At 44.1% G+C, this 21,264-nt stretch carries 32 protein-coding genes; 2 read left to right on the forward strand and 30 right to left on the reverse strand.

Annotated features, from left to right (window positions below; translation table 11 throughout):
• Position 1: 1 nt before the first annotated feature.
• From Q8R38_07705 to Q8R38_07745, 9 genes are all read right to left on the reverse strand, one after another.
• On the reverse strand, positions 2-580 hold the full coding sequence (locus tag Q8R38_07705) for a hypothetical protein (GenBank protein MDP3791911.1): 579 nt from the start codon (positions 578-580) through the stop codon (positions 2-4).
• A complete protein-coding gene (locus tag Q8R38_07710) occupies positions 580-1,113 on the reverse strand; it encodes a DUF4416 family protein (protein ID MDP3791912.1) in 534 nt (177 codons plus the stop codon). The genes Q8R38_07705 and Q8R38_07710 overlap by 1 nt, the downstream gene beginning before the upstream one ends.
• Positions 1,106-1,570: a PilZ domain-containing protein gene (locus Q8R38_07715; GenBank protein ID MDP3791913.1), complete on the reverse strand. Its 465-nt coding sequence runs from the start codon at positions 1,568-1,570 to the stop codon at positions 1,106-1,108. Before Q8R38_07715 ends, Q8R38_07710 begins: the two co-directional genes overlap by 8 nt.
• Positions 1,571-1,930 carry a PilZ domain-containing protein gene (locus Q8R38_07720; protein MDP3791914.1) on the reverse strand — a complete coding sequence of 120 codons (360 nt, stop codon included), beginning with the start codon at positions 1,928-1,930 and terminating at the stop codon, positions 1,571-1,573.
• A 28-nt stretch (positions 1,931-1,958) separates the two neighbouring features.
• The gene (locus tag Q8R38_07725) at positions 1,959-3,038 is read right to left on the reverse strand and encodes a DUF362 domain-containing protein (GenBank protein ID MDP3791915.1); all 1,080 of its coding nucleotides are present in this window, start codon (positions 3,036-3,038) and stop codon (positions 1,959-1,961) included.
• A gap of 107 nt (positions 3,039-3,145) precedes the next feature.
• Positions 3,146-3,493 carry a hypothetical protein gene (locus Q8R38_07730; protein MDP3791916.1) on the reverse strand — a complete coding sequence of 116 codons (348 nt, stop codon included), beginning with the start codon at positions 3,491-3,493 and terminating at the stop codon, positions 3,146-3,148.
• Between the two features lie 9 nt (positions 3,494-3,502).
• Positions 3,503-3,859 carry a PilZ domain-containing protein gene (locus tag Q8R38_07735; protein MDP3791917.1) on the reverse strand — a complete coding sequence of 119 codons (357 nt, stop codon included), beginning with the start codon at positions 3,857-3,859 and terminating at the stop codon, positions 3,503-3,505.
• Positions 3,860-3,943: 84 nt separating this feature from the next.
• A complete protein-coding gene (locus tag Q8R38_07740; GenBank protein ID MDP3791918.1) occupies positions 3,944-4,276 on the reverse strand; it encodes an exosortase system-associated protein, TIGR04073 family in 333 nt (110 codons plus the stop codon).
• 87 nt (positions 4,277-4,363) lie between these two features.
• Positions 4,364-4,741, reverse strand: coding sequence for a PilZ domain-containing protein (locus Q8R38_07745; protein ID MDP3791919.1), 378 nt, complete (start codon positions 4,739-4,741; stop codon positions 4,364-4,366).
• A 122-nt stretch (positions 4,742-4,863) separates the two neighbouring features.
• On the opposite strand from Q8R38_07745, the gene Q8R38_07750 reads away from it, so the two are divergent.
• Together Q8R38_07750 and Q8R38_07755 are read left to right on the forward strand one after the other, a co-directional pair.
• Positions 4,864-5,682: an XrtA-associated ATPase gene (locus tag Q8R38_07750; GenBank protein ID MDP3791920.1), complete on the forward strand. Its 819-nt coding sequence runs from the start codon at positions 4,864-4,866 to the stop codon at positions 5,680-5,682.
• Positions 5,679-6,230 carry a hypothetical protein gene (locus Q8R38_07755; GenBank protein MDP3791921.1) on the forward strand — a complete coding sequence of 184 codons (552 nt, stop codon included), beginning with the start codon at positions 5,679-5,681 and terminating at the stop codon, positions 6,228-6,230. The genes Q8R38_07750 and Q8R38_07755 overlap by 4 nt, the downstream gene beginning before the upstream one ends.
• A 2-nt stretch (positions 6,231-6,232) precedes the next feature.
• Here Q8R38_07755 and Q8R38_07760 read toward each other — a convergent pair whose 3' ends face one another.
• The 21 genes from Q8R38_07760 to Q8R38_07860 form a co-directional block, all read right to left on the reverse strand.
• Positions 6,233-6,691 carry a GNAT family N-acetyltransferase gene (locus tag Q8R38_07760; protein MDP3791922.1) on the reverse strand — a complete coding sequence of 153 codons (459 nt, stop codon included), beginning with the start codon at positions 6,689-6,691 and terminating at the stop codon, positions 6,233-6,235.
• A 15-nt stretch (positions 6,692-6,706) separates the two neighbouring features.
• Entirely contained in the window at positions 6,707-7,798 is a 1,092-nt protein-coding gene (aroB, locus tag Q8R38_07765) for a 3-dehydroquinate synthase (GenBank protein ID MDP3791923.1), read from the reverse strand.
• Between the two features lie 7 nt (positions 7,799-7,805).
• Positions 7,806-8,120, reverse strand: coding sequence for a small basic protein (locus Q8R38_07770; protein MDP3791924.1), 315 nt, complete (start codon positions 8,118-8,120; stop codon positions 7,806-7,808).
• Between the two features lie 24 nt (positions 8,121-8,144).
• Complete coding sequence (locus tag Q8R38_07775; protein ID MDP3791925.1) at positions 8,145-8,711, reverse strand: SPOR domain-containing protein; 567 nt, start codon at positions 8,709-8,711, stop codon at positions 8,145-8,147.
• A gap of 71 nt (positions 8,712-8,782) precedes the next feature.
• Positions 8,783-9,484, reverse strand: a complete 702-nt coding sequence (locus tag Q8R38_07780) for a hypothetical protein (GenBank protein MDP3791926.1) — start codon at positions 9,482-9,484, stop codon at positions 8,783-8,785.
• A gap of 2 nt (positions 9,485-9,486) precedes the next feature.
• A complete protein-coding gene (locus Q8R38_07785; GenBank protein ID MDP3791927.1) occupies positions 9,487-12,579 on the reverse strand; it encodes an ATP-dependent DNA helicase in 3,093 nt (1,030 codons plus the stop codon).
• Positions 12,545-12,817, reverse strand: coding sequence for a hypothetical protein (locus Q8R38_07790; GenBank protein ID MDP3791928.1), 273 nt, complete (start codon positions 12,815-12,817; stop codon positions 12,545-12,547). Before Q8R38_07790 ends, Q8R38_07785 begins: the two co-directional genes overlap by 35 nt.
• On the reverse strand, positions 12,804-14,327 hold the full coding sequence (locus tag Q8R38_07795) for an HD domain-containing phosphohydrolase (protein MDP3791929.1): 1,524 nt from the start codon (positions 14,325-14,327) through the stop codon (positions 12,804-12,806). The genes Q8R38_07790 and Q8R38_07795 overlap by 14 nt, the downstream gene beginning before the upstream one ends.
• Before the next feature lie 56 nt (positions 14,328-14,383).
• Positions 14,384-14,884: a YajQ family cyclic di-GMP-binding protein gene (locus Q8R38_07800; protein MDP3791930.1), complete on the reverse strand. Its 501-nt coding sequence runs from the start codon at positions 14,882-14,884 to the stop codon at positions 14,384-14,386.
• Position 14,885: 1 nt separating this feature from the next.
• A complete protein-coding gene (locus tag Q8R38_07805) occupies positions 14,886-15,635 on the reverse strand; it encodes a DNA alkylation repair protein (GenBank protein MDP3791931.1) in 750 nt (249 codons plus the stop codon).
• Positions 15,636-16,037 (reverse strand): hypothetical protein, encoded by a 402-nt coding sequence (locus tag Q8R38_07810; protein MDP3791932.1) that lies wholly within the window; start codon positions 16,035-16,037, stop codon positions 15,636-15,638.
• Positions 16,038-16,079: 42 nt separating this feature from the next.
• Positions 16,080-16,781: a lipid-binding SYLF domain-containing protein gene (locus Q8R38_07815; GenBank protein MDP3791933.1), complete on the reverse strand. Its 702-nt coding sequence runs from the start codon at positions 16,779-16,781 to the stop codon at positions 16,080-16,082.
• Positions 16,782-16,884: 103 nt separating this feature from the next.
• Positions 16,885-17,133, reverse strand: a complete 249-nt coding sequence (locus tag Q8R38_07820) for a translation elongation factor-like protein (protein MDP3791934.1) — start codon at positions 17,131-17,133, stop codon at positions 16,885-16,887.
• A 57-nt stretch (positions 17,134-17,190) separates the two neighbouring features.
• The gene (locus Q8R38_07825; protein MDP3791935.1) at positions 17,191-17,313 is read right to left on the reverse strand and encodes a hypothetical protein; all 123 of its coding nucleotides are present in this window, start codon (positions 17,311-17,313) and stop codon (positions 17,191-17,193) included.
• A 77-nt stretch (positions 17,314-17,390) separates the two neighbouring features.
• Positions 17,391-17,519 carry a hypothetical protein gene (locus Q8R38_07830; GenBank protein ID MDP3791936.1) on the reverse strand — a complete coding sequence of 43 codons (129 nt, stop codon included), beginning with the start codon at positions 17,517-17,519 and terminating at the stop codon, positions 17,391-17,393.
• Positions 17,520-17,540: 21 nt separating this feature from the next.
• Positions 17,541-17,939, reverse strand: a complete 399-nt coding sequence (locus tag Q8R38_07835; GenBank protein MDP3791937.1) for a PEGA domain-containing protein — start codon at positions 17,937-17,939, stop codon at positions 17,541-17,543.
• Between the two features lie 119 nt (positions 17,940-18,058).
• Entirely contained in the window at positions 18,059-18,322 is a 264-nt protein-coding gene (locus Q8R38_07840; GenBank protein MDP3791938.1) for a type II toxin-antitoxin system RelE/ParE family toxin, read from the reverse strand.
• Positions 18,315-18,587, reverse strand: coding sequence for a type II toxin-antitoxin system Phd/YefM family antitoxin (locus Q8R38_07845; protein MDP3791939.1), 273 nt, complete (start codon positions 18,585-18,587; stop codon positions 18,315-18,317). Before Q8R38_07845 ends, Q8R38_07840 begins: the two co-directional genes overlap by 8 nt.
• Before the next feature lie 114 nt (positions 18,588-18,701).
• Positions 18,702-19,148, reverse strand: coding sequence for a TRASH domain-containing protein (locus Q8R38_07850; protein ID MDP3791940.1), 447 nt, complete (start codon positions 19,146-19,148; stop codon positions 18,702-18,704).
• A 113-nt stretch (positions 19,149-19,261) separates the two neighbouring features.
• Positions 19,262-19,795, reverse strand: a complete 534-nt coding sequence (locus Q8R38_07855; GenBank protein MDP3791941.1) for a hypothetical protein — start codon at positions 19,793-19,795, stop codon at positions 19,262-19,264.
• A 302-nt stretch (positions 19,796-20,097) separates the two neighbouring features.
• Complete coding sequence (locus Q8R38_07860) at positions 20,098-21,249, reverse strand: deoxyguanosinetriphosphate triphosphohydrolase (GenBank protein ID MDP3791942.1); 1,152 nt, start codon at positions 21,247-21,249, stop codon at positions 20,098-20,100.
• Between the last annotated feature and the right edge of the window lie 15 nt (positions 21,250-21,264).

The following is a 21,264-nucleotide window of genomic DNA, read 5'->3' on the forward strand; positions in this document are numbered from 1 at the left end:
TTTAAAAGTCCAGCGATGCGTTGTCTGCCGTTAGCCTGCCGGACCACTTTCCAAAACTTTTCTTGGGTTTTTCACCTTCTCTTAACTCAAGAAATATCTCGGTCGGGCAGTTTAAAATTATTTTTTTGAAGGCATACGATTCGTTCGGCTTTAAGACCGTTTTCGGATGAGTGGACAGATAGGGTATATTCACATAAGGAAGAACGCTTCCCCCCAGGGACGGCTCCTGCGGATACATCTGGGTCTGGTAGATAACAGCGTTGTCTTTATCCAGGAAATTTATTATTAGGCATAAATCGAGTATCTCCTTGGCGCCTTTATTAGTGACGGTTCCTTCTATTATAGGTTTTCCCTTGAGAGGGCCGGTATTCTCTATTCTTGCGTCCAGCTTTTCAATGGCAATATATTTTGAATATATTTTTGCCTTGGCCTTGCCCAAGAGTTCGTGATAACTTGTCTCGAACTCCTTAGCCTTGAACTCAAGGTATATGAAATATCCCGCCAGTGTCAGTACCAGCACCAGAGCTATTACGAAGCTCGATACTAACCCGACTATAAGGCTCTTCTTCTTTACAATCATTACCTATTTCCCTTAATTTCGTTTTTGTAGCGTTCCCTTATAGAATTGAATATTGATATATACTCGTCTGTCCTGTAATCAGGATATGTCCATGGCCAGGCATTGAATTTTTCACCCATGAAATGCAGCGTTACTTCGGCATATATATTATTACCGACATGCATCCTGTGCGAATAATCTTTTGTGGAGAAGAGCACGAGCTTGGCCAGGTCCAGGTATCCCGGATCTATATTTATTGCGCGTTTATTATTAAGAGAAAATTTATCTTCTATCTTATTCGAGACCAATTTCATCTTTTCAATATTTTTTAAAGAGACCAGTTTTTTAAAACTTAAGAATTTACGCTTTAAATTAATGCCCATCTCTTTGTTGTAATAATCCGTGTAAGAAAAATCGATAATAGTGCTTTCAAAGTCGATTTTGTTTTTAAATCTTTTTTCCAGTAAAAGCTTTGCTTTGTCAAAGAGCTCCGTATCGTTGGATATGAGTCCTGTAATTAGCTTAACTTTTCCGGCGGTTCGTATATTACCCATGCAGGATATCGGCGAGATGGGTGTGCGCGGGCTCTTTTAACGCGATAAATTTTACACCGCAATGAAATAGTCTTTTGCCGAACGAATCCTGATCCTGCGCGTCTTTAATCCATACGACCTCGGCCTCGACTTCCACTACTTTCTTTTTTTCCGGTATATATGCTTTAATATCCATTATTGAGCCTTCAGGCAGTTTTTCATCTATAAGAAGTTTCATTCCACCGCCGGACACATTTATGGTCCTGCCGGGTTTGAGATGAGATTTTTTTTCTACGCTATATTCAACTTCCAGGTCCTTGTCAAAACGCTGATGCTTGCGCCTCTCTTCGCTGTCCCAGTATTCTTCTATTTTGGCGCGGGGCGTTATTCTTTTATTCGTTATTCTCTCATGTGCCCATAACATAAAGAGCGTTACGGATAGTAATGCCAAAAAGCATGTCCCTACAATAAAAAACATCTACCGGCCTTTCTTATTTGAAATATAAGTAGCTATGATTTCTTTATCCTTAGCTGATAGATCATCAAAAAATACCGCTATATCATAATGTTTTATGATACCGTCTACTATGACCGAATGCTGCCTCACAACTATGCCGCTTACCTCGATATTCTTCGCGCCGGGTTTGTCCTTTGAGAAATCGGGCACCATAAGCATCAGTTTTACCCTGGACATCAGAGGCAGCTCTTTGTCTACTTTGCAATATACTCCCGACGTGCTTATATTTAGAGTATGGGTTATCGAATCGAACCCGTCCAACTTAAGCGAAAGAGTGTCATCCTCTAATCGCGGAAACCGTCTTCTTTCTTCAGAAACCATCGTTTTAGTTCTCCTAATATTTTACTTATTAATCATCTACTTCTATTAATTTGTAATCCAAATTGCCGAGCCCGAGTTCGTTGGCGTACTTTAGCTGCACCGTCCAGTCTATTTCAGAGTGCCGGGCTCTAAATATGTCCTGCTTGCCCATATTGTTTAAAAGGTCCGCAGACGCCTTATCTATGCTGACCAGATCGTCTGAGGCAAGTATGCCTATATCATGTGTTATCCTGGGTTCGTCCTTTGCAAGACAATCGCAGTCTCCGGTTATATTTGTAAGAAAATTTATATAACCCAGCTTTCTGTCAAGGATCTCCACCGCACCGTAGGCATATTCTACCATCTTCTCTTGCAGGTTTGCAAGTGTTTCGCTCCATTTTGTGGTCAAAGCGTCCGTTTTACATACCACTACACACTCACCACAGCCGATGCACCTGGTTTCATCCAGTCTTGCCTTACCCGCTTCAAGGCTAATACACCCCGCGGGACAATTGGCAACACAGAGTCCGCAGCCTACACAGTGTTCTATGTTGAAATCGGGAACGATCCCGCAATGTTGTTCGAACTTTCCCCGTCTCGATGCGCAGCCCATGCCCAGGTTTTTTATCGCACCGGCAAAACCGGTCATTATATGGCCCGTTATATGAGTTAGCGCCAATAGGCTGTCGCAGTCGGCGATATCAGAAGCTATCTTTACTTTGGAAAAGCGTTTCTTGTTTATCTCTACTTCTACAAAATTTCTGCCCCAAACCCCGTCCGCTATGATTACCGGTACACCCATCTTATCGAATCCGAAACCATGTTTATACGAAAGCTTAAGGTGATCTACGGCATTTGTCCTCTCGCTCTCCTTATACAGCACATTTGTGTCGGTGAAGAATATATTTTTTGTTCTTGATTGTACATTACTAACCAGGCTTTTGAGCCAATCGGATTTTATGTGGCCGGTATTGCCGCTCTCTCCGAAATGTATCTTAATGCCGGTGTAAGAATCCTTTTTTATAAAGTTTAGCACTCCGGATCGCTTGACAAGATTTTCTATCTTCTTATTTATTGCCTCGTCTTTTTCGCTGCTATCCAGCCTTGTCAGGTATACATTACTCGGCATATTAAGCCTCTTTTGCTTTTATCTTATCATTAAGATTACCAGAGCCGCGAAAAGTGCAATTTACGCCGGCAAGACAAGCGCTTACCAGCGTATTTTTATGCAGGATATTATTTTGAGGGAGCTTGCTCTTTGGCATCAGAAGGATTTTCGGGCGTTTGGGCCTGCTCTTCTTTCTTTGCCGTCGTCTTCCAGCATCTCTTGGTGCAGAAAAATTTGCCATTTCTGTAGTAATAGCGTTTTTTCTTTATCGATTTGTTGCACACTGCGCAATTGACAGGCTTCTCTTTCTTCTTCTCTTCAACTTTTTTCTCTTCCGCGGGTTTTCCGGCAGCTTCAGCCTTTGGCGCCTCGGCCTTGGGGGCTTCCTGCGCAGGAGCTTCGGCCTTAGGAGCCTCTTGTTTAGGAGTCTCGGCCTTCGGAGTTTCTTTTGTCTGGTCTTTCTTTTCTTCAGCCATAAAAAGGGATCATTTCCTTTCTGATAGTTTCAACCACAGTGAATAGATATAATCTAACAATCTACTTTTATCAAACCCATCTATAACGGCAAACCTGATGCCGGTTTCATACGCGCTTTTTTTTGGTTCGAGTATCGATTTTCTCTGCCACGCTACAGTACCTGAAACGAATATCGGCACATTGTCTCCAGGCACGTCTAAAGATACATTTATCTCGGAGCCGTTATCAAGCGGTGTATCTAAAACTATGAGGGCGCCGGACTTAGAGATATTCTTTACTTCGTAAGTCCTCTTTATGCCGCGGCCTATTTCGCAGATCGCCTTCAGTGCGGCATTGAATCTTATGAAATCTCTTCTCTCTATCATATTTTAGGTACAGTTTTTTTAATGACAAAAATAAGGGGATAAAAATATTATTTCTATCCCCTTATTTATGAAAAGCAAATAATCTTATTTGCCCTTAAATACAAACTCCGGTTCCAATACTGGATTATATCCTTCCGGTATCGGGAATGGGAATGTCACCGTCTCGTAAACGCCGGCGCCAGTCCTAACGATCGTCATTCCGACTCCTTTTGCCAATCCAATTGTTAAACCAGAGAGAGGATTATCTTCTACGCTTGTGTCGTAAATGTTCTTAGGTAGTTCTACCCAGCCAGTTACGATGTTCGCGACTCCTCTGTATAGTTTCTTTCCCATATCCTGTGCATAGCTAGCAGAAGCCATATTCAGGACCATCAACACAGCAACGCATATAATTATACCCTTTAGTAAGCTTTTCATCTTATTCTTTCACCTCCTTTACACTAAATTTGCTTTAAGTATAACATAGATAGCATATTTTGTCAAGGTTGCGCAGTTAAAATGAAGCTATTTTCTCGACCTGGATTGGGATTTTATTATCTCTTCCACAGCTTCGGATATCCTATCCCTGTCCTCCGGCCTTATATCGATAAATTCTACTCCGGTATCGTAAATATAGCTGCCCTTCTGTTTGGGTTCGGATTTTTTGACTACCCATACGACTGTGCCGCCGCATTTTATAGGCGGACGGTCGTCTTCAAGGAATAATTCGAGGTCAACACCCTGGAAAAGGCCCAAATCTTCCTTTATAATCACACATATCCCGCCAGCGCCTATATTCTCTGTGTTTGTGGATATAGTCTTTGCGGTGAGACGTTTTTTGATCGTAATAAGACACTTGTAGCTTGCTCTCGGGAATTTTCTTCTGTTAATACCGTTCCACATAAAATAAATCTCCTTATTGTGCTTTTCAACACGCATTACAGTATACATAACGCGTTTTTAAAATGCAAGTAATTTTATTTGCTTTACGCCGGTTTTGGATATATAATTGTTTTAAATAAACCATGTATAGAGAATTCTTCGGCCTTAAAGAGAAGCCTTTCAACGTTACCAGCGACCCGAACTTTCTTTTTTTAAGTCGTGTCCATAAAGAAGCGTTTTCGCATCTTTTATACGGCATTAAAGAAAGAAAAGGCTTTTTGGAGATAACCGGAGAAATAGGCGCCGGCAAGACCACCCTTTGCAGGGCGCTTTTGAATCATCTCGACGCTAATACAAAGAGCGCGTTCATCTTTAATTCCACTCTTCCCGATATGCAGTTATTCCAAACGATACTCGAAGACTTCGGCCTGTCCGTAGAAAGAAAAACCAAAGCGGCCATGTTGAGGCAATTTAATAATTTTTTGCTCGAAGAGCTTTCGAGAAATAAAAATGTCGTTCTGATAATAGATGAAGCGCAAAATCTTAAAAACTCCGTTCTTGAAGAGTTGAGGATACTTTCGAATCTTGAGACAGAAAAAGAAAAACTTTTTCAGATGATCCTTGTCGGCCAGCCTCAATTAAGAGATAAGATCAACTCCCCCGGCCTGGAGCAGTTAAGGCAGAGGATCAGCGTAAGGTTCCATATCACGCCTCTGGAAAGCAACGAAGTCGTAGAATACATATGCCACCGTCTTAAGGTTGCGGGTTCAAGGGGTGATATAAATTTTTCCGATGCGGCACTGGAAGGTATTTATAGGTATTCCAAAGGGATACCGAGGATAATAAACAAAGTGTGTGACAAGGCGCTCCTTTGCGCCTATGTCGTCGAAACAAAACATATAGATCTTTCAATAATTGAAAGGTGCATACAAGAGATAGAAGGGGTGGTGGCTGTAGCATGAGCATAATACAGGAAGCTTTAAAAAAAGCCCAGGGTGATTTTTCCGAAAAAAAGATACCTGAAGTGACCGAATCGGTTAAGTGCGCGGACTCGGTTAAGGAAGCCGCGCTGCCGGCGCCTGAAATTCAAATTCCGCATGACATAAAAAATATAACGTCTAAGCGCCTGCCTGCTTTGGTGGGGATATTGGCAATACTTCTGCTCGCTTATGGCCTTAGATTATCTTTGCAATATTCTGATAGAAATGCCGATAAATCCAAGCGTGTGCCCGTAAGCCAGGAGAGCCGTGACGCTTCCGTATCCGCGCCTAAGGTAGTAGAAGACTTCACTCCGCCTAAGACGAACCCTGTAAGTTTCGTAACGAAGCGGAATCCCCTATTTAATTTAAGCGGTATAATGTATCTGGAAGATGGGCCTCAAGCTATTATAAATGGCTATGTGCTTGAGGAAGGAGACAAAATAAACGGCGCCACTGTCCTGGTTATCGAGAAAGATTGCGTCCTGCTCGATGTGAATAATTCTAATGTGAGGCTGGAACTTAACAATTAAGCCTAAATTTTTAATTCAAGATTGTGTATTTTGAATCCCGATATCTCCAGGGCCTCCGTCTCTTTAAACCCTTTCTTAAGACAAAGTCTCATGGCATCGGCCATACGATCTGTGCACCTGAAATAGACTCTCTTATAACCTTTTTCTTTACAAAAATCTATCGCCTTATCAAGTAATTGGGTCCCATAACCTTTTCTGCGGTGTTTTAAATCTACGAATAGTCTGCGCAATAACGCGGTATTTTCGGTATCTTCTTTTACCCCAACAGTTCCCGCTATCCCTCCGTCATCTTCGATAACGATAAAAGATTCTTTTGGCCCGCCGTACACTTCATGGATCTTGTCAAGGTCACTGTCAGAATACGCGTTCTTGTCAAAAGGATATTCTTTTGTGAGGATAGATAATATCAGGTCTTTGACCCCGGACGCGTCATTCTTGGTGAAGACTCTCAGCTTATGCATAGGCAGCTCCTCATTTTACATGCGTCCTTTAATCGAATTGATTATCAGCGGGCGCTTTATACCTTCAACTATACGCACCTTCCCTATTCCCGAAGGAAGGACGAACTTATTTTTTCCATGTACAAATTTTTTATCGCGCAAAAGCGAGTCGTATATGCGGGATATCTTCAGCCCCGAGATCTTTACGGGCAGCCCGCACTTTTTTATCAGGGACTCTATTCGCAACTTATCTTCATATTTGATAAGATTCAATTTTGCCGATATATCCGACGCGCATACCATGCCTATGGCTATGGCCTCGCCATGATTATATCTTTGCGAATAATCCGCCGCGCTCTCAAGGGCATGGCCGACAGTATGGCCATAGTTTAATATTATGCGTTTACCAAGCCTGTCAAGCTCGTCCTGGGCCACAACTTTTGCTTTAATCCGGCTGCACGCCGCTACTATGCGCATGAGGGCGTCTTTATTGAGCATCAACACTTTTCTGTAGTTATACTCCAGATATTCGAATAGCCCTTTGTCTTTTATGACGCCGTATTTTATGCACTCCGCCAGGCCGTTTTTTATCTGTTTGCCGGAAAGGGATGTCAATATAGATGTATCGGATATAACAACCTTTGGCTGGTAGAATGAACCCACAAGATTTTTTGCCGCAGGCAGGTCTATCGCCGTCTTGCCGCCTATCGCCGAATCGACCTGCGAAAGCAGTGTGGTGGGTATCTGAACGTACGGTATCCCTCTTTTGTATATAGAAGCGGCGAATCCTGTCAGGTCGCCTATGACTCCGCCGCCCAACGCGATGAGAAACAATGTCCTGTTCTTGTCGTAGGCGCCTATTCTATTCAGGAGGGATATTAATGTTTTGTGGGACTTTGCCTTTTCTGAATCCGGAACAAGTTCCAGCTTAAAGCTTATTCCGGATTTATTTAAGGAACTTTCGATCTTTTTTCCATAGAGGCACGCTACTTTTTTGTTGGTTACGACTATAGCGTCTTTACCAATGGAAAGATTTTTGAGAATAGCGCCGGTCTGTCTGATAACCCCCGGGCCTATCAGAATATTGTAAGACCTGTCCTTTAAGGGAACTTTGACGCTATTAGTCATGAAAGAATTATTTTTTTGTTTCTTTCTTCGCTTCAGCTGCCTTACCTGCCGCAGGCGCTTTGCCCGCTGCCGGAGCCTTACCTGCCGCGGCCGGAGCCGCGCCCGCCGCCGGAGCCGCGCCTTCGGCGCCTTCGGCTGCGGCTGCTGCTTTTTCCTTCTTAATCTTGAATCTCGTTATCTTTACCTTAGGCAGTCCATATACAGAATCTTCATCGGCCCACTTTTCTTTTTCTTTGAGCGCCTTTATTCTCTCGTGACGTTTGAGGACAGACCTCTGCGCTTTATCTTTGTCCGACACTCTTAAGCTGGGATGTTGCGACATCTTCGTTACCTCCTGGTTTACTTTCTATTTTAACCTTACATATGCATCTCGATGCATCTGTTTTACTTTGTTTAATGTCCTTTGCGCGTTCTCTTTATTCGCGAATGATCCAACACAGACCAGATAATACGGCTCGCTGTTATATACAAATGCCTCAAGGCCGCTTATTTTGATCCGGCCTACCTCTTTAACGGCAGTTGCCTCCTTCGAGAACGCCGCAACTACTATTGTATAAGGCATTGTATTCTGCGCGGGCTTTACCGCGACTGCCTTAACCGGCGCTTTAACCGCCGTTTTGGCCTGTACCGGCTGCTGTATCGTTACGGCTGCCGCAGGACGCTGTGCCGGGACAGCCTGCGCGATAGCGGGACTTATGCGGACAGTTTTGGCCGCAGATGCCTTGCCTCTCTCTACGCCAAGAGCGAATGATACCACAAGCAGCATTATTACGCCGATTGAGACAAATATAAGCCTTTCGGCACTCAGGCTTACGGCAAAATCCGTTCTTTGAAAAAAACGGCCGAATCTATTTGGCTGTCTTCTGGGCGCGTCAAACTCAAAAAGCTCTTTTTGTATGTTATCTTTTTCCATACCGTACTATAATTTTTTCCTTAAACGGGCCACATTATAACATAGCGCCTGTCAAAAATCAACCCCGCCCATTATTCCTTCATCACCATAGTGCCCACGTTGAGCCTGAACATCTTGCCCGATATCTGAACCGATGGCGAGCGATAGTCACCTTTTAGCTTTACCGATAAGCTCTTCCACTCCTGCGGCTCATCGTTCATTATTACCGAATGCAGCTCCATAGGCACATCTTTAAGCGTATCTTTGGAGAATGAGGCGGTTATATTTACATCTACCACTCCCTGGTAGAATATATCCCCGGAAATAAAGAGTTTTATCTCCCTTCCGTTGGCCTGGAATTTCTTTAGCGTAAAGCCGTTGGAAAATATTTCGACAACGCCGGATATGTCTTTATAGGTCCATCGCCCTTCAAATGGCATTGCCACTATGCCTTCGAGCGTGTCATACTGCGCTTTCGGTTTATCTTTCGAGCTTTTTATAAAGTGCGCGTCCTTGAATTTAAAATCAAAATCCAGGCTCTTTAGAAAATTGAGTTTTTGCACAGGCTTTATAGTGGCGCGCGCGCAGAAGAACCCGAGTCCCATCTTGTCGTTTACCATCTTCAGATTTTCAAATATATAGCCATCCCGCGCATCTTTGGTCATAGATTTGTACGATATATTGAGTTTGTAAATTTTTGATAACGCGAATATGGCTATCTTATCCAATGACAGGTAGATTACCGTTATGGCAACCAGCAGGATAATAAATATTGTAAAGATTTTGGATCTCATATTTAGTTTCCCCAGCAGACATCGTCAAAATCGCACTTTTGACATTTGTCATCATCTCTTTCGGGCAGCTTCTCGAAGCTCAAAGCCTTTATATCCGCCCATACTTTTTTAATCAACTCTTCCATATTACGGACCATATCTTCGGAAATTTCTACCGAAAAATTCGCGTAGTCGCCTTTTCTGTATCCGTACTTCCTTAATTCGGATTTCAAAGGCTCTATGAACGCGAGAACGCCATGGCTTACTTTTATGCCCACGGGCACAGACTTGTCCCTTTCGTAAAGTAATTTATAGCATACCAGCTGCCTTAAATATCCGTCGCATTCGTCGCTTGCCAGATCGCAGGCCTCGCTTATCTTCTTTATATGGTCATCGCCTTTACCGGTTTTATAATCGACTATCCTTACCAGGGATCTTTTCTCATCTTCCCATTCGACCTTATCGTACTTTCCGGTGAATATTATATTTTCACCTATGGTTATAAGTATCTTCTTCTCCAGGTCTATGGGCATCACAGGTTCTTTCGACGCTTTTTCAAACCAATTTTTTATATCATCGCTTTCGGCTTTCTTCAGGCATTCGGATTCCATTAGCTTGTCCGGTCCCTGATTCTTCAGCTCTTTTTTAAACTCATCCAGAAAGAACCTGAATTTTGGGAAAAATCTGCTATTTTTATACTCCTTATATACTTCTTCCAGCGCCTTATGTACGCAATTTCCGAATACAAGGCTCTTCTTCTTGGCGCCCGGTATCTTTAATACGTCGTTATACAGAAATTTGCGTTTGCAGGTTATGTAATTATTAACGCGCGTCGGGTTCAGGGAAAGATTGCCGACCATATCTTCCAATATCGCTTCTGTCCCTATGAACGGGTCAGATACGTCGGCAAGCTCCAGCGATTTTGACACAACATCTTCCTCGTTTACAAATTCCGGGCTTTCCCTGTGAATATCGATGTTGTCAAGATATGAGCTTGATATCGTATTTTCCGTCGGGCTTGCTGTAAGCGTAAGCGTTGATTTTGCCCTTGTTATGGCCACATAGAAGAGCCTCGTCTCGTCGTAGAGCGCGAGTTGTTTTAAAAGAGACTTTTCTTTTATCCTCTCCTTTGTTTTGAATAACGTCGCCGGCAGAGGTATCTTTTCCGGTATGGGCCTTGCCGGCCAATTCTTGTTTTGCAGGCAGAAAGGTATTAATACGGAGTGGAACTCCTGTCCCTTGGAGCCATGCGCCGTATAAATTCTCACCCCGTCCTGTGTCATAGTGACGAGCTGGCCCTGCACGGGCAGGTTGTGGTCGCGGCGCGTCTTCATCTCGAGGATAAAATCGTTTAGCCTTATGCCGGGTTTCGCAAGATCCGCGTTCTTGACCATGTTTACAAAAGAAGTCACCGCCCTTAAATCCCTGATCCTTAATATTTTTTTGTCGGCATACTCTTTGAGGATGTGCTTAAATATTCCGGCGTCTTTTATGTAATTTAACAGGATAGTGTGAATGGTCCTTGTCTGGGCATCGTCGAAGAGATTTTTTATTGCCTCATATGCGCGGTGCGGTTTGAAATGTTCGAAAAATTCGGATAATAAAGTTACGCTCCTGTCTTTCTCTTTCTTTTTGTTTACCATGTTGACAAATTTCAGTACTTGGGCGTGCGGTATGCCGAAATAATCCGAAGTCAGCACTTTGTAGAATACCAGGTCTTTGGATCCGATGTCATTGCTTTCCATCGAAATCAGCTCGAGGACATCCAACAGCTGCTTTACGCGCTTATGGGAACTTATATCTTCTTTTCCATCGGTTGCGTAAGGTATCCCCGCCTGTATAAAAGCATCTATGATCTTTGGTATATTGTTCCTCTTCCTGACGAGTACGGCGATATTATTGTACGGATGATTGCGTTCTTCGGCAGAGATTTCTTTAGAGCACAGTATCCTTTCCCTCAACTCTTTGACCTTGTCCACCATATATAAAAGCTCTTCGTCTTCCGTAGTAAACTCCCTGAAGAGGATCTCCTTATCCTTGTAGTCCTTTAAGCTCTCCAGCCTCTTTTCGGCCATCCTCTCTTCGCGGGGTATTATGTTTATTATGTTTTTTGATACTTGTATAAGATCGTTGGTGGAGCGGTAATTATCTTCTAAGGATATCTCTTTGAGCTTTGGAAATCTTTCCTTTAGTGCCCTGAAATTTCCCACGCTGGCTCCCTGAAATCTATATATGGATTGATCGTCATCTCCGACACAGCAGAGGTTGGGATCCTTATCATCAATAAGGCTGAATAATAGGTCCAGCTGCGCTCCATTAGTATCCTGATATTCATCGACCATGACATACAGGTATTGCTTTCTGTATTTTTTCCGCAGGGCCAGTTCTTTCTTAAGCGCCTCGGTCGCGAACAGTATCATGTCGTCATAATCATATCTGCCGCGTTCATCGAATATCTCTTTATTATTGCCGCGTTTTAAGTCTTCATACATCCTGTATGCTACCGCAAGCGCTTTTAGGCGCCCTATATGCTTGTCCTCCAGGTATGGATCGAGTTTTTTATGCTTCGCGAGATAGCCGTCAAGTGAGTCGGGCTTTATCCCGTCTTTCTTTAGTTCCCCTATCTTCTGTTTGATCTCGCCCAGATATATATACGGAGCGTTAAATGGCCTTATTTCGTCCACGCCCTTGGCGTGATCGAGTATATACTCTATCGCCCTTACCTGTTCAACCTCGTCCATCTGGATCTTGTCGCCGGCATAGTTTGCGGCTTCTTCCGATTCTTGAATTATTGAATTCGCGAAGCTATGGAACGTGCCGACGTCTATGTCGTAGCCCTTGGCGCCTATTATCCTGGCAAGACGTTCTTTCATGGCTTTGGTCGCGGCATTGGTATAAGTGAGTATAAGTATGTTTTCGGGAAGGACGTCCGGTTTTTTGCTTAAGATGGCCTTGGCTCTTACCGATAATAGCTGGGTCTTGCCTGTACCGGGCCCGGCGAGGACAAGCAGAGGGCCGTCTATGGTGTCGACGGCCAGTTTTTGCTTCCCGTTCAGCTTGGCGTAGAATTCTTCCAGAGTACTATGCGGATTTTCTTTTTTTAAGGAGTTTTTCAATTTTTGAAATAATTTTAGGATCGCGTGTATAGCTATATCCTGTAGTGGATGTGGTCCTGTGCGCCGCTAATATTTTTAGTTTAACCAGGTCTTCAAGAGCTTTTCTAACCTTTGAGCGCTCCTCGCGTACCCATGTGGAAATACCTCGCGGCGTATCTATAGAGGCCTGGTTTTCATGAAAGAATTTCATTATCTTAAAGTGCAGTTCCGATAAAGCGGTCTTGTCATCGTTTGCCATGTTTTTCCCTCGCAAGCATTTCACTTATATCTTTTCTCTTTATGACTTCTAAAAACGCCTGTACTACTTTTGGATCAAATTGTTTTCCTGAGCTGTTGCGGATCTCTTCGGCCGCCGCGTTTATGGATTTAGGCGTCCTGTAAGGCTTTTTCGTTATCATGGCCTCAAAAGCGCTCACTACCGCCATTATCCTGGCGCCTACAGGGATCTGGTCTTTCTTCAGTCCTTTGGGATAGCCTGTGCCGTCGTAGTTTTCATGGTGATGGAGTATTATAGGGATTATCGACTTTAATGCCTTTATCGGTTTTAATATTTCTGCGCCTATTATCGGATGTTCTTTTACCAGATTATACTGTTTTTCGGTGAGCTTCGCGGGTTTTTTAAGGACTTCTTCGGGCACGATCAGCTGCCCCGCGTCATGCAACAGTATCGAGTATTCTATGCTCTTGAGCTCATATCCGGAAAGGTGTAATTTTTGTCCGACCAGCGTCGTTATCCTTAAAAATGAAGCCCGCGGCATATACTGGCCGCTTTTGCGCGTGCTCACTATTGCCGCAAGGGACTTTATCATTCCAAATGTTAATTTCTCCTGCTCCTTATATAGATGCGCGTTCTTTATCGCTATTACCGCCTGCTCGGCAAGGGTGGACATTATCTCCTGGTCGAATTGCGTGAAGGGTTTGCCGTCTATCTTGTCATATAGCGTTATAACACCGATGACATCCTCGTCTATCAAAGGTGTGGCCAGGTGATTTTTGTCGCGTATCGGCCTGCCGAATTTCGCGGCTTTGCCCGGCGACCAGCGGCCTATGCGCACCTTCTTAAGCTTTGATTTAGTTTCTCTCAAGTCTACAGTGGCCTTCGGCAGCAGCAGTTTTTTGGTGGAATCTACAAGTTTTATGGAACATCTGTTGGCCCTTATTACTTGCAATGAAAGTCTCGCCACTCGAGGCAGAAGCTCGTTCATATCAAGGGTAGAGCCTATAAGCCTGTGCACCGTGTGGACCGTCGATAACGCTATAGCGCGCGGACGTATCGTCTCATACAATTTGGATAGCTCAAGTTCTTTCTGCACTTCTTTTACTATAGTATCCGTAAAAGCGGCGAAGATGTCCATTATCTCGTCGGAGACATCTTTTTTGGTATAACATGCGCCTATGTAGCCGTATAGTTTGTCGCCCTGCGAAATAGGATAGATGAATCCGCGCAGGCCCTCTATGCATTCAAACCGCACCATCCTTTTCTCCAGGCCGGCCTTTTCCACCATATCTTCCAACATCCTGACGCAGCTGGCGCCTTTTTGGAAATCAGGTTTTTTAAGAAATGGGCATGTGTTTAAGACGAGTTTCTTTATAGACGCCGCTGAAGGATGCGGCTCCTCTATGAGCCACCACATAGCGCTCTTTAGGCATGAGCCGAAACATTCTTCTTCTTTTTTCAGGCTTACGCTCTTCTTCAGCTTGTCAAAAAGTTCCTGTTGGTATTCCCTGTCTGTAAATTCCTGCTTCATAAGATTAGATTATATTGTCCTTTATGAATATTGTCAATTTGTAACGGCCCGGGCGGTTATCTGTAATTACAGAAAGTAAGAGCTAAGGGATAATCTATCTTTTTAAGATGCGCTATGACCGACTGCAAGTCATCTTTTTTCGGCGAAGAGACCCTTATCTTCTCTCCTTCTATCTGCGCCTGGACTTTAAATCCCAGCCCTTTTATTATTTTAACGAGTTCCTTGGCCTTATCCTGCGGTATGCCGGCGGCCAGATCCGCTATCTGCTGAAGGCATCCGCCGAATATGCTTTGCGGCTCCGCGAATGTCAGAAGCTTCATCGAGACGCCTCTCTTCGCGAGTTTTGCCGCAAGTATATCATTTACAGAGCGCAGCTTAAAATCGTCATCACCCACAAGCGTTATCTTTTTCTCGTTCCGGTTGTAATCGATAGACGACTTACTGCCCCTGAAATCGAATCTCTGCGCGAGCTCTTTCTTGGCCTGGTTTACCGCGTTGTCCACTTCCTGCAGGTCCGCTTCGGAAATTATGTCGAATGAAAAACTTTCTTTTGCCATATTATTTTTCCCTTGCGCTTATTATAGCATGCCTGTCGGCATGTTTCATCATTTTCTTGCTTAAGTACGCCTTTCTCTTTGGCTCGGGAAATTTTTCAATGGCGTATCTTAACATCGTCCGCGGCATATTTTCGCAGTGGACGGACAAAAAGCCTTCAAGGGTCTTTACATCACGCTTGCCCACTTCCCGCAGCATCCAGCCGACAGCTTTATGGATAAGATCTTCTTTATCGCCCATGAGCATTCCGGATAATCTTAGAGTCTCTTCAAAATCGTTATTTCTTATATAGTAAAATGTGGCTATTACGGCTAATCGTCTTTCCCAGAGATTTTTGGATTTCGCAAGCTCATAGAGCGCGCGCTTATCTTTATCATTAAGAAATCCGCCTATTATATGATGCGCGGTCAGATCCACCAGGTCCCAATTATTTACAAATGCGGAATTCTTCATGTATAACCGGTATATCTTCTTTTTGCCGGTATCATCGGCAGATTTGAATTTATAGACGAGTATTAAAAGCGCGGTAAGTCTCTCCTCGTGAATGGGGGATCTTAAGAGTTTTGGCAGGTATTTTAAACCTATATCTTTGAATTCTTTGACAACTTTCCTGGCATAAGGCACCATAACCCCGATAAATATGTCACCCTGGGCGTACTCACCGGGGCCTGTTTTAAAAAACCGCTGGAGAACGGGGATTTTTTTCTTATTACTGTATTGCTTTAATCTTTTTTTAATAGCCGATACTGACATTTACTTCTTTATTATTTTAAAGCTCCAAACCGTATCATGCCGGCTCCAGATCCTCGCTGAAGCATCGCGCTGTTCGACATACCAGCTGTATGTGACGCCGTCTTCGAATTTATCAGCGGGGACATCTATTGAAAATACATTCTGAGGCAACTCTTCCGATACGACAAAATCATACTTAAAGCCTTTGATCAATTTGAACCGGTAGGCGTCCCTGCCCCCTCCCGGAACGGGAGAATTTTTCCATTTAAATGTTATGCCCGGCTTCTCTGTAAGGTCTATCGTAATCTCGTCATCCGGGGAAAGGAATGGGACATTCGGCACGTCGCTTCTCCTGCCGGTGGCAAATGCGCCTGAAGCGAGTAAAAGGCATATCACCATTAAAATAAACGCTTTTTTGGCCACATTACCTCCTTACGATCTGGGTAGCGTTACCTCTTCCTGATCTTACATGAACCTGCCAAGAAGGCTGTAAGTTTTCAGAGACCTGACTAACACCCTTGCGCAGCGCGGCACCTTTACCTTATTCTTGATAAGGATATTATCCGCGGAAATCTCTCTTCCGTAAAGTTCCCTGTTGCCATCCCAATGTTGCGCAAGCACGGCGCCCTCGAGCTTTATCCCTATAAACAATCCCCTGCTTCTGGAATATGATAATATACCGCCCTTTAATTGAATGTCCGTAGCGGCGGACGCGCTCCTGCCGACCGGCCCCGCTGCAACAGAAGCGTCGGCGCCCAATTTTACCTTGCCGCTTAAAAGCGCGTCTACGCTCTTTTTATCCATAAAAAGTAAAACTATATCTGTGGCCTGTCCGCCTATTTGCCAGCCTATGCTGCCGCCTCCGAGTGTGAATATGGCTGGGGGTGACCATCGCCCATTATTGTTTACCAGTATAACGCCCTGGCCGTATTGACCTCCGATACCGATACCCGCGGAAATAGTATTCGGGAATATGGCTATTGCCTGTGCTTTTAGGAGGGCACCTTCGGGTATGCCCTGATCGGGCATCTTCCTTATCTCTGTCATTACCTTAGTGCATTCCTTGATAAGCCTGGTCCATTTATTATCCGGCTCTTTAGCGCATCCGGTAAGCACAGTCAAAATCGTAAAAGCGGCTATTAACAAGACCCATCTTTTATTTACCATGCACGCCTCTCTTATTTTTTAACCCCTCTTCCTGGGGTAGGGACACCCTATAACTTTACAGGGCGCCTCTGTATCAGGATAGGTAATGATTGTGTAGGAAAGCCTACACTTTATATACGATGTCGTCTTTACGGACCTTCTGCTCCACTTTTATACTGATAAGATCTCCGGCCTTCGCCTCCTGCGCCGGAACGCGATCTATCTGCATACTCAATATATCCTGTGTGAAATCCGAGGTATTTCCTTTTATGCGTATCTTATCGCCCACCTTCAGCGCATCGCTCAACTTTATCATCCCCACGCTGATGTTGCTGAAAAAATGATCCACCGTCCCTATCTGCTTCTCGTCCATATGCTCCCCCTTTATTTACAAACGAATTTTAACGTAGTCTTCCAGGATTCCAGTTTCTTATTTTTTGATATCCCCGCATAAGCCTATTCCGGATTTTGACAATAGCGCATTCTTCATTCCGTATATTATGCCGAAACCTTTACCGGTTTCTTGCCCCACCTGAAAATCTTCCCAAACCATCTTTTACACTTGGTCTGCACCTTGTATCTTCTCCTGCACAATAGACTGGCTATTAACTTCATAAGACCTCTTTTTAGTTATTTGCAGCACTCATCCGTCTTCTTGCAAACCTTGCAGAACGTATCATGCACGCACTTTGCAGCCCTGAAAACGAACGAAAATATCACTATAAGAAGAACGATCTGCCCAAACAGTCCCCAGCTCATACGCACCTCCTGTTTATGTTTTTACTCTTTTTGTTTCAATGCAATGTGAACGGGATTAGGCTGTAACTTATACTGTGTCCCCGCGCATATATCAAATACCCAACCTAAGGGCCCCCAGCAAAGCGTGTTACCGGCCACGGCCTCGCTTATAACATGAGTCAATTTAACCGTCTGGCTTTCATATCCGTCTTTCGAAAATACAAGCGTATGGTCACGCCTTCTTTCGAGCCGCAGCTTCACAGGCGCAGTATGCGATTCTTTTTCATCAACCAAAACAGTCGCGCCCGACGGATCAGATGTTACCTGGATCTTTTGCGACGTACCGTTTACTATGGTAGCACATCCCGATATAGATGCAACGAGAAGCCCTATAATCATAAGCACATATATTCTATATACTTGACTTAATACAACCTTCATACAATCTTGACTCCCGCGCCTCTAAGGTCCTTAGTAAGAAAGTAACTTAACATTGTACGGATGACTACTATTGCGCCCAACATCCCTGGTGGTGGCACTGTTTTTTTACTTTCGGTTTCTTATCTATTATAAACTTCGCGTCTATGGCCTATATCTATTACGAGTACCGTTAGAATGCTATGTTCTATCGAATAGATTATGCGGTACATACCTACCCTGTATGACCATTTACCTTTTAATGTGAGTCTTAAAGACTTGCCTTGATGGGGATCTTGAGCAATAGAGCTTAAAGCAGCTCTTACCCGTAAAAATATATTTTTATTGGTGCCATAGAGGTAGGAATATTCTTTTTGCGCGTTCTTTGTAAGGACTATCTTATACAATGCCGAGTTCCTTTTCTATCTTGTCCAAACTCTTTACATCGCCTTTTCTAATCTCTTTTTCCGCCTGTTTGATGCTTTTCATCAATCTTGGATCAGATAAGATGCTCAAAGTTTCTATCAAGCTCTCGTAATCATCGATAGACATCATCATGGCAACCGGCTTGCCCCGCCTGGTTATGACAAATCTATCCATCTTTGAATCTACCTCATTTACCACTCTGGGCAGACTGGGCCTCAATTTTTTTAATGTTATACTCTTTGTCATTTTATTCACCTCCAAACCAAGTATACACTATAGTGTATACCTTGTCAACCCCTATGAAAAGTTTCTGTGTATTGCATGTCTCCTCATTAGGATGGCCCCGGTCTACTTATCTATTTATTTTTTTGCTTTTGCGCTATATTTTTCCGGATTTTTATTAAATTCCGCGGTACACGCAGGGCAGCAAAGACTATACGCCTCTTCCTTGTATTCTACAGTAGCGGGATTCTTCATATCTACTTTTTCACCAGTAACAGGGCAAACTGTATTATTAACTTTTACTACCGCAGCCTTGGCGTCGCCGGCCGATTTTTCCTCTACCCCGCATACTCCGCACATAGCAAAAGCGCTATTGCACACAAATATTACCGCTACCGCAATACCTATAATTCTCCTGACCATATCCACCTCCTGCATTTTATGGAGTGTCCCCAAATGGACCGTCCCCGACTTACCTCCACATCCCTTAGATTCCTTCTTATGTTTTGACAGCCACTCCTCATAATATTTGCACTTCGCCGTTTCATCCTGGATCTCCTGAAAACAATACGGGCACTTTTTCATAGCATCCTCCCTTTTTTGTTTTACAGATCTCTCCTTTTTACTGGGGCGTCCCCTTCTCGCCCGTCCCCGAATCTATTCTTGTGTGTCCAAGCGACACGTCCCCCATCTTCGTGTTAAATTACTTCATGAACTATCTTGCTACGAGCTATATCTCCTGGCGAGGTGGTCTCGGCGTCACCCACGCTTGGCACTATGTCTAATCCTCCACCCAAATAAAATGCTTTGTAGCAAAGTTCGCTGCAAAAGTAATCTTGATCTTCTTGCAGCGAATCGGAAGCTTTTTTATTGTGCGCAATCTTCAGTCCAAGTAATTTTAGTAAACGCATTTTTCGTAAAAATATTTTCCAGCCCAATATAGTAGCCGATCTGGTGTCATATTTTCTAGCGAGCATCATTATTAAAAATGAAACAACGCCGTTTATTTGGTAAGGGTGATCATCTTTAACTCTATATAGATCGTAAGGAGTTTTATAGTTTTCAACAGAAATAGCCCTAACTCCACCCTGAGGGATAGCTTCTATAATAAGCCCCAGGTTGGCTGAGGCCGCAACCGCCACATGTGAATAAGCACTATTAGTACCCCATTTTATAAGTTTTGAAGTAAGGTCGGTACCTTTACAAAGAAGAATGTCACCATCTTTTAACATGATTATTATTCCTTTGCGTAAATTTTTCCGATTGGCGAGGGATAAGCCTTGAGGGTTGTGAAAAAAGGCGGCGAGTGCTTACGGGATGGGGTTATCTGCCCCCGCTGTTTTGACTTTGTGATTTCGGAACAAAGCAAGCGAGGGCGTGAAAGATACCAAATCCGTTTACACTCCTATTGTGCACCCCGTACGAGCCAGCCTTTTGAACGCCCGAAAGGCTTGCCCGAGCCAATGCCCGGGAAAATTTAAAGAACATTTAGAGATTGCTTCGGCCCTTCGGGCCTCGCAATGACGAAATTGTCTTACACGCGCTCGTAAGGCTCAAAAAATTTCTTATATTCATCAAGCGCATACCTATCCGTCATCCCCGCTATATAATCGCACACAACCTGATGTTTATCTTCTTTTTTGAGTCTTGCAAGAGTCGACGGTGGAAGTTGTTCCGGTTTGTCGAAATAGACATTGTAGAGCGCCGATATGAACCGGCTCGCTTTATTGGACATGCGCACTACGCGGTAGTGCTGGTAGAGGTTCTTCTGCAGGAATTCGCGCATCGGCTTGCGCAGGTTCTCCATGCTCTTGGAGAATGACACTATGCGCGCAGGCAGTTTCAGGACATCGTGAATGTTGCGGATCTTGTAACGTTTTATATTGTTCTCGGTCTGCGTCAATATGTCGGTTATCTGCTCATTTATGAGGCCGCGGATTATCTGATATTTGCGTATCTCATCTTTAAGGCGCGGATAGAGCTTGCGGATCTGGCGCTCTTTTTGAGTCCAGATGCCAACGCTGCGCAAATCCTCTTCTTTTATGAGCCTGCTCGTTATGCCGTCATCGAGGTCGTGGTTATCATAGGCGATTTCGTCGGCGGCATCCACTACCTGTATTTCAAGCAGAGGTGAAGCCGTAGATTTGAACGGCACGATCGGCCTGGGCAGGTCGTACATGGTGGAATGCTTTATTATGCCCTCGCGCACCTCGTAGCTAAGATTTAATCCCGGAAATTCCGGATATCGCTCTTCCAGTAGATCTACGACCCTTAAGCCATGAGTGTTATGGTCGAATCCGCCGTGGTCCTTCATTATTTCGTGCAGGGCGTCCTCGCCTGAATGGCCGAATGGCGTGTGCCCCAGGTCATGGGCAAGCGATATCGCCTCGACCAAGTCTTCGTTAAGGCGCATGGCCCTGGCTATCGATTTCGCTATCTGGGCTACTTCCAGCGTGTGGGTAAGACGCGTCCTGTAATAATCGCCCTCATGATTTACAAAAACCTGGGTCTTGTACTCTAATCTTCTGAAGGCGGTTGAATATATGATCCTATCTCTATCGCGCTGGTAACATGAACGGTAGGGGTGTTCGGGCTCTTTGTAGATCCTGCCCATGGAGTTTTTGCTCTTCTGCGCGTATGGCGCGAGAAGATCTTCGACTTTTTCGAGGTCTTTTCGTTTAAACATAGGTTAATAGGTTTT

The sequence above is a fragment of the Candidatus Omnitrophota bacterium genome (genome assembly GCA_030695905.1).
In the GTDB taxonomy this organism is placed as follows: Bacteria; Omnitrophota; Gorgyraeia; order 2-01-FULL-45-10; family 2-01-FULL-45-10; genus CAZHPY01.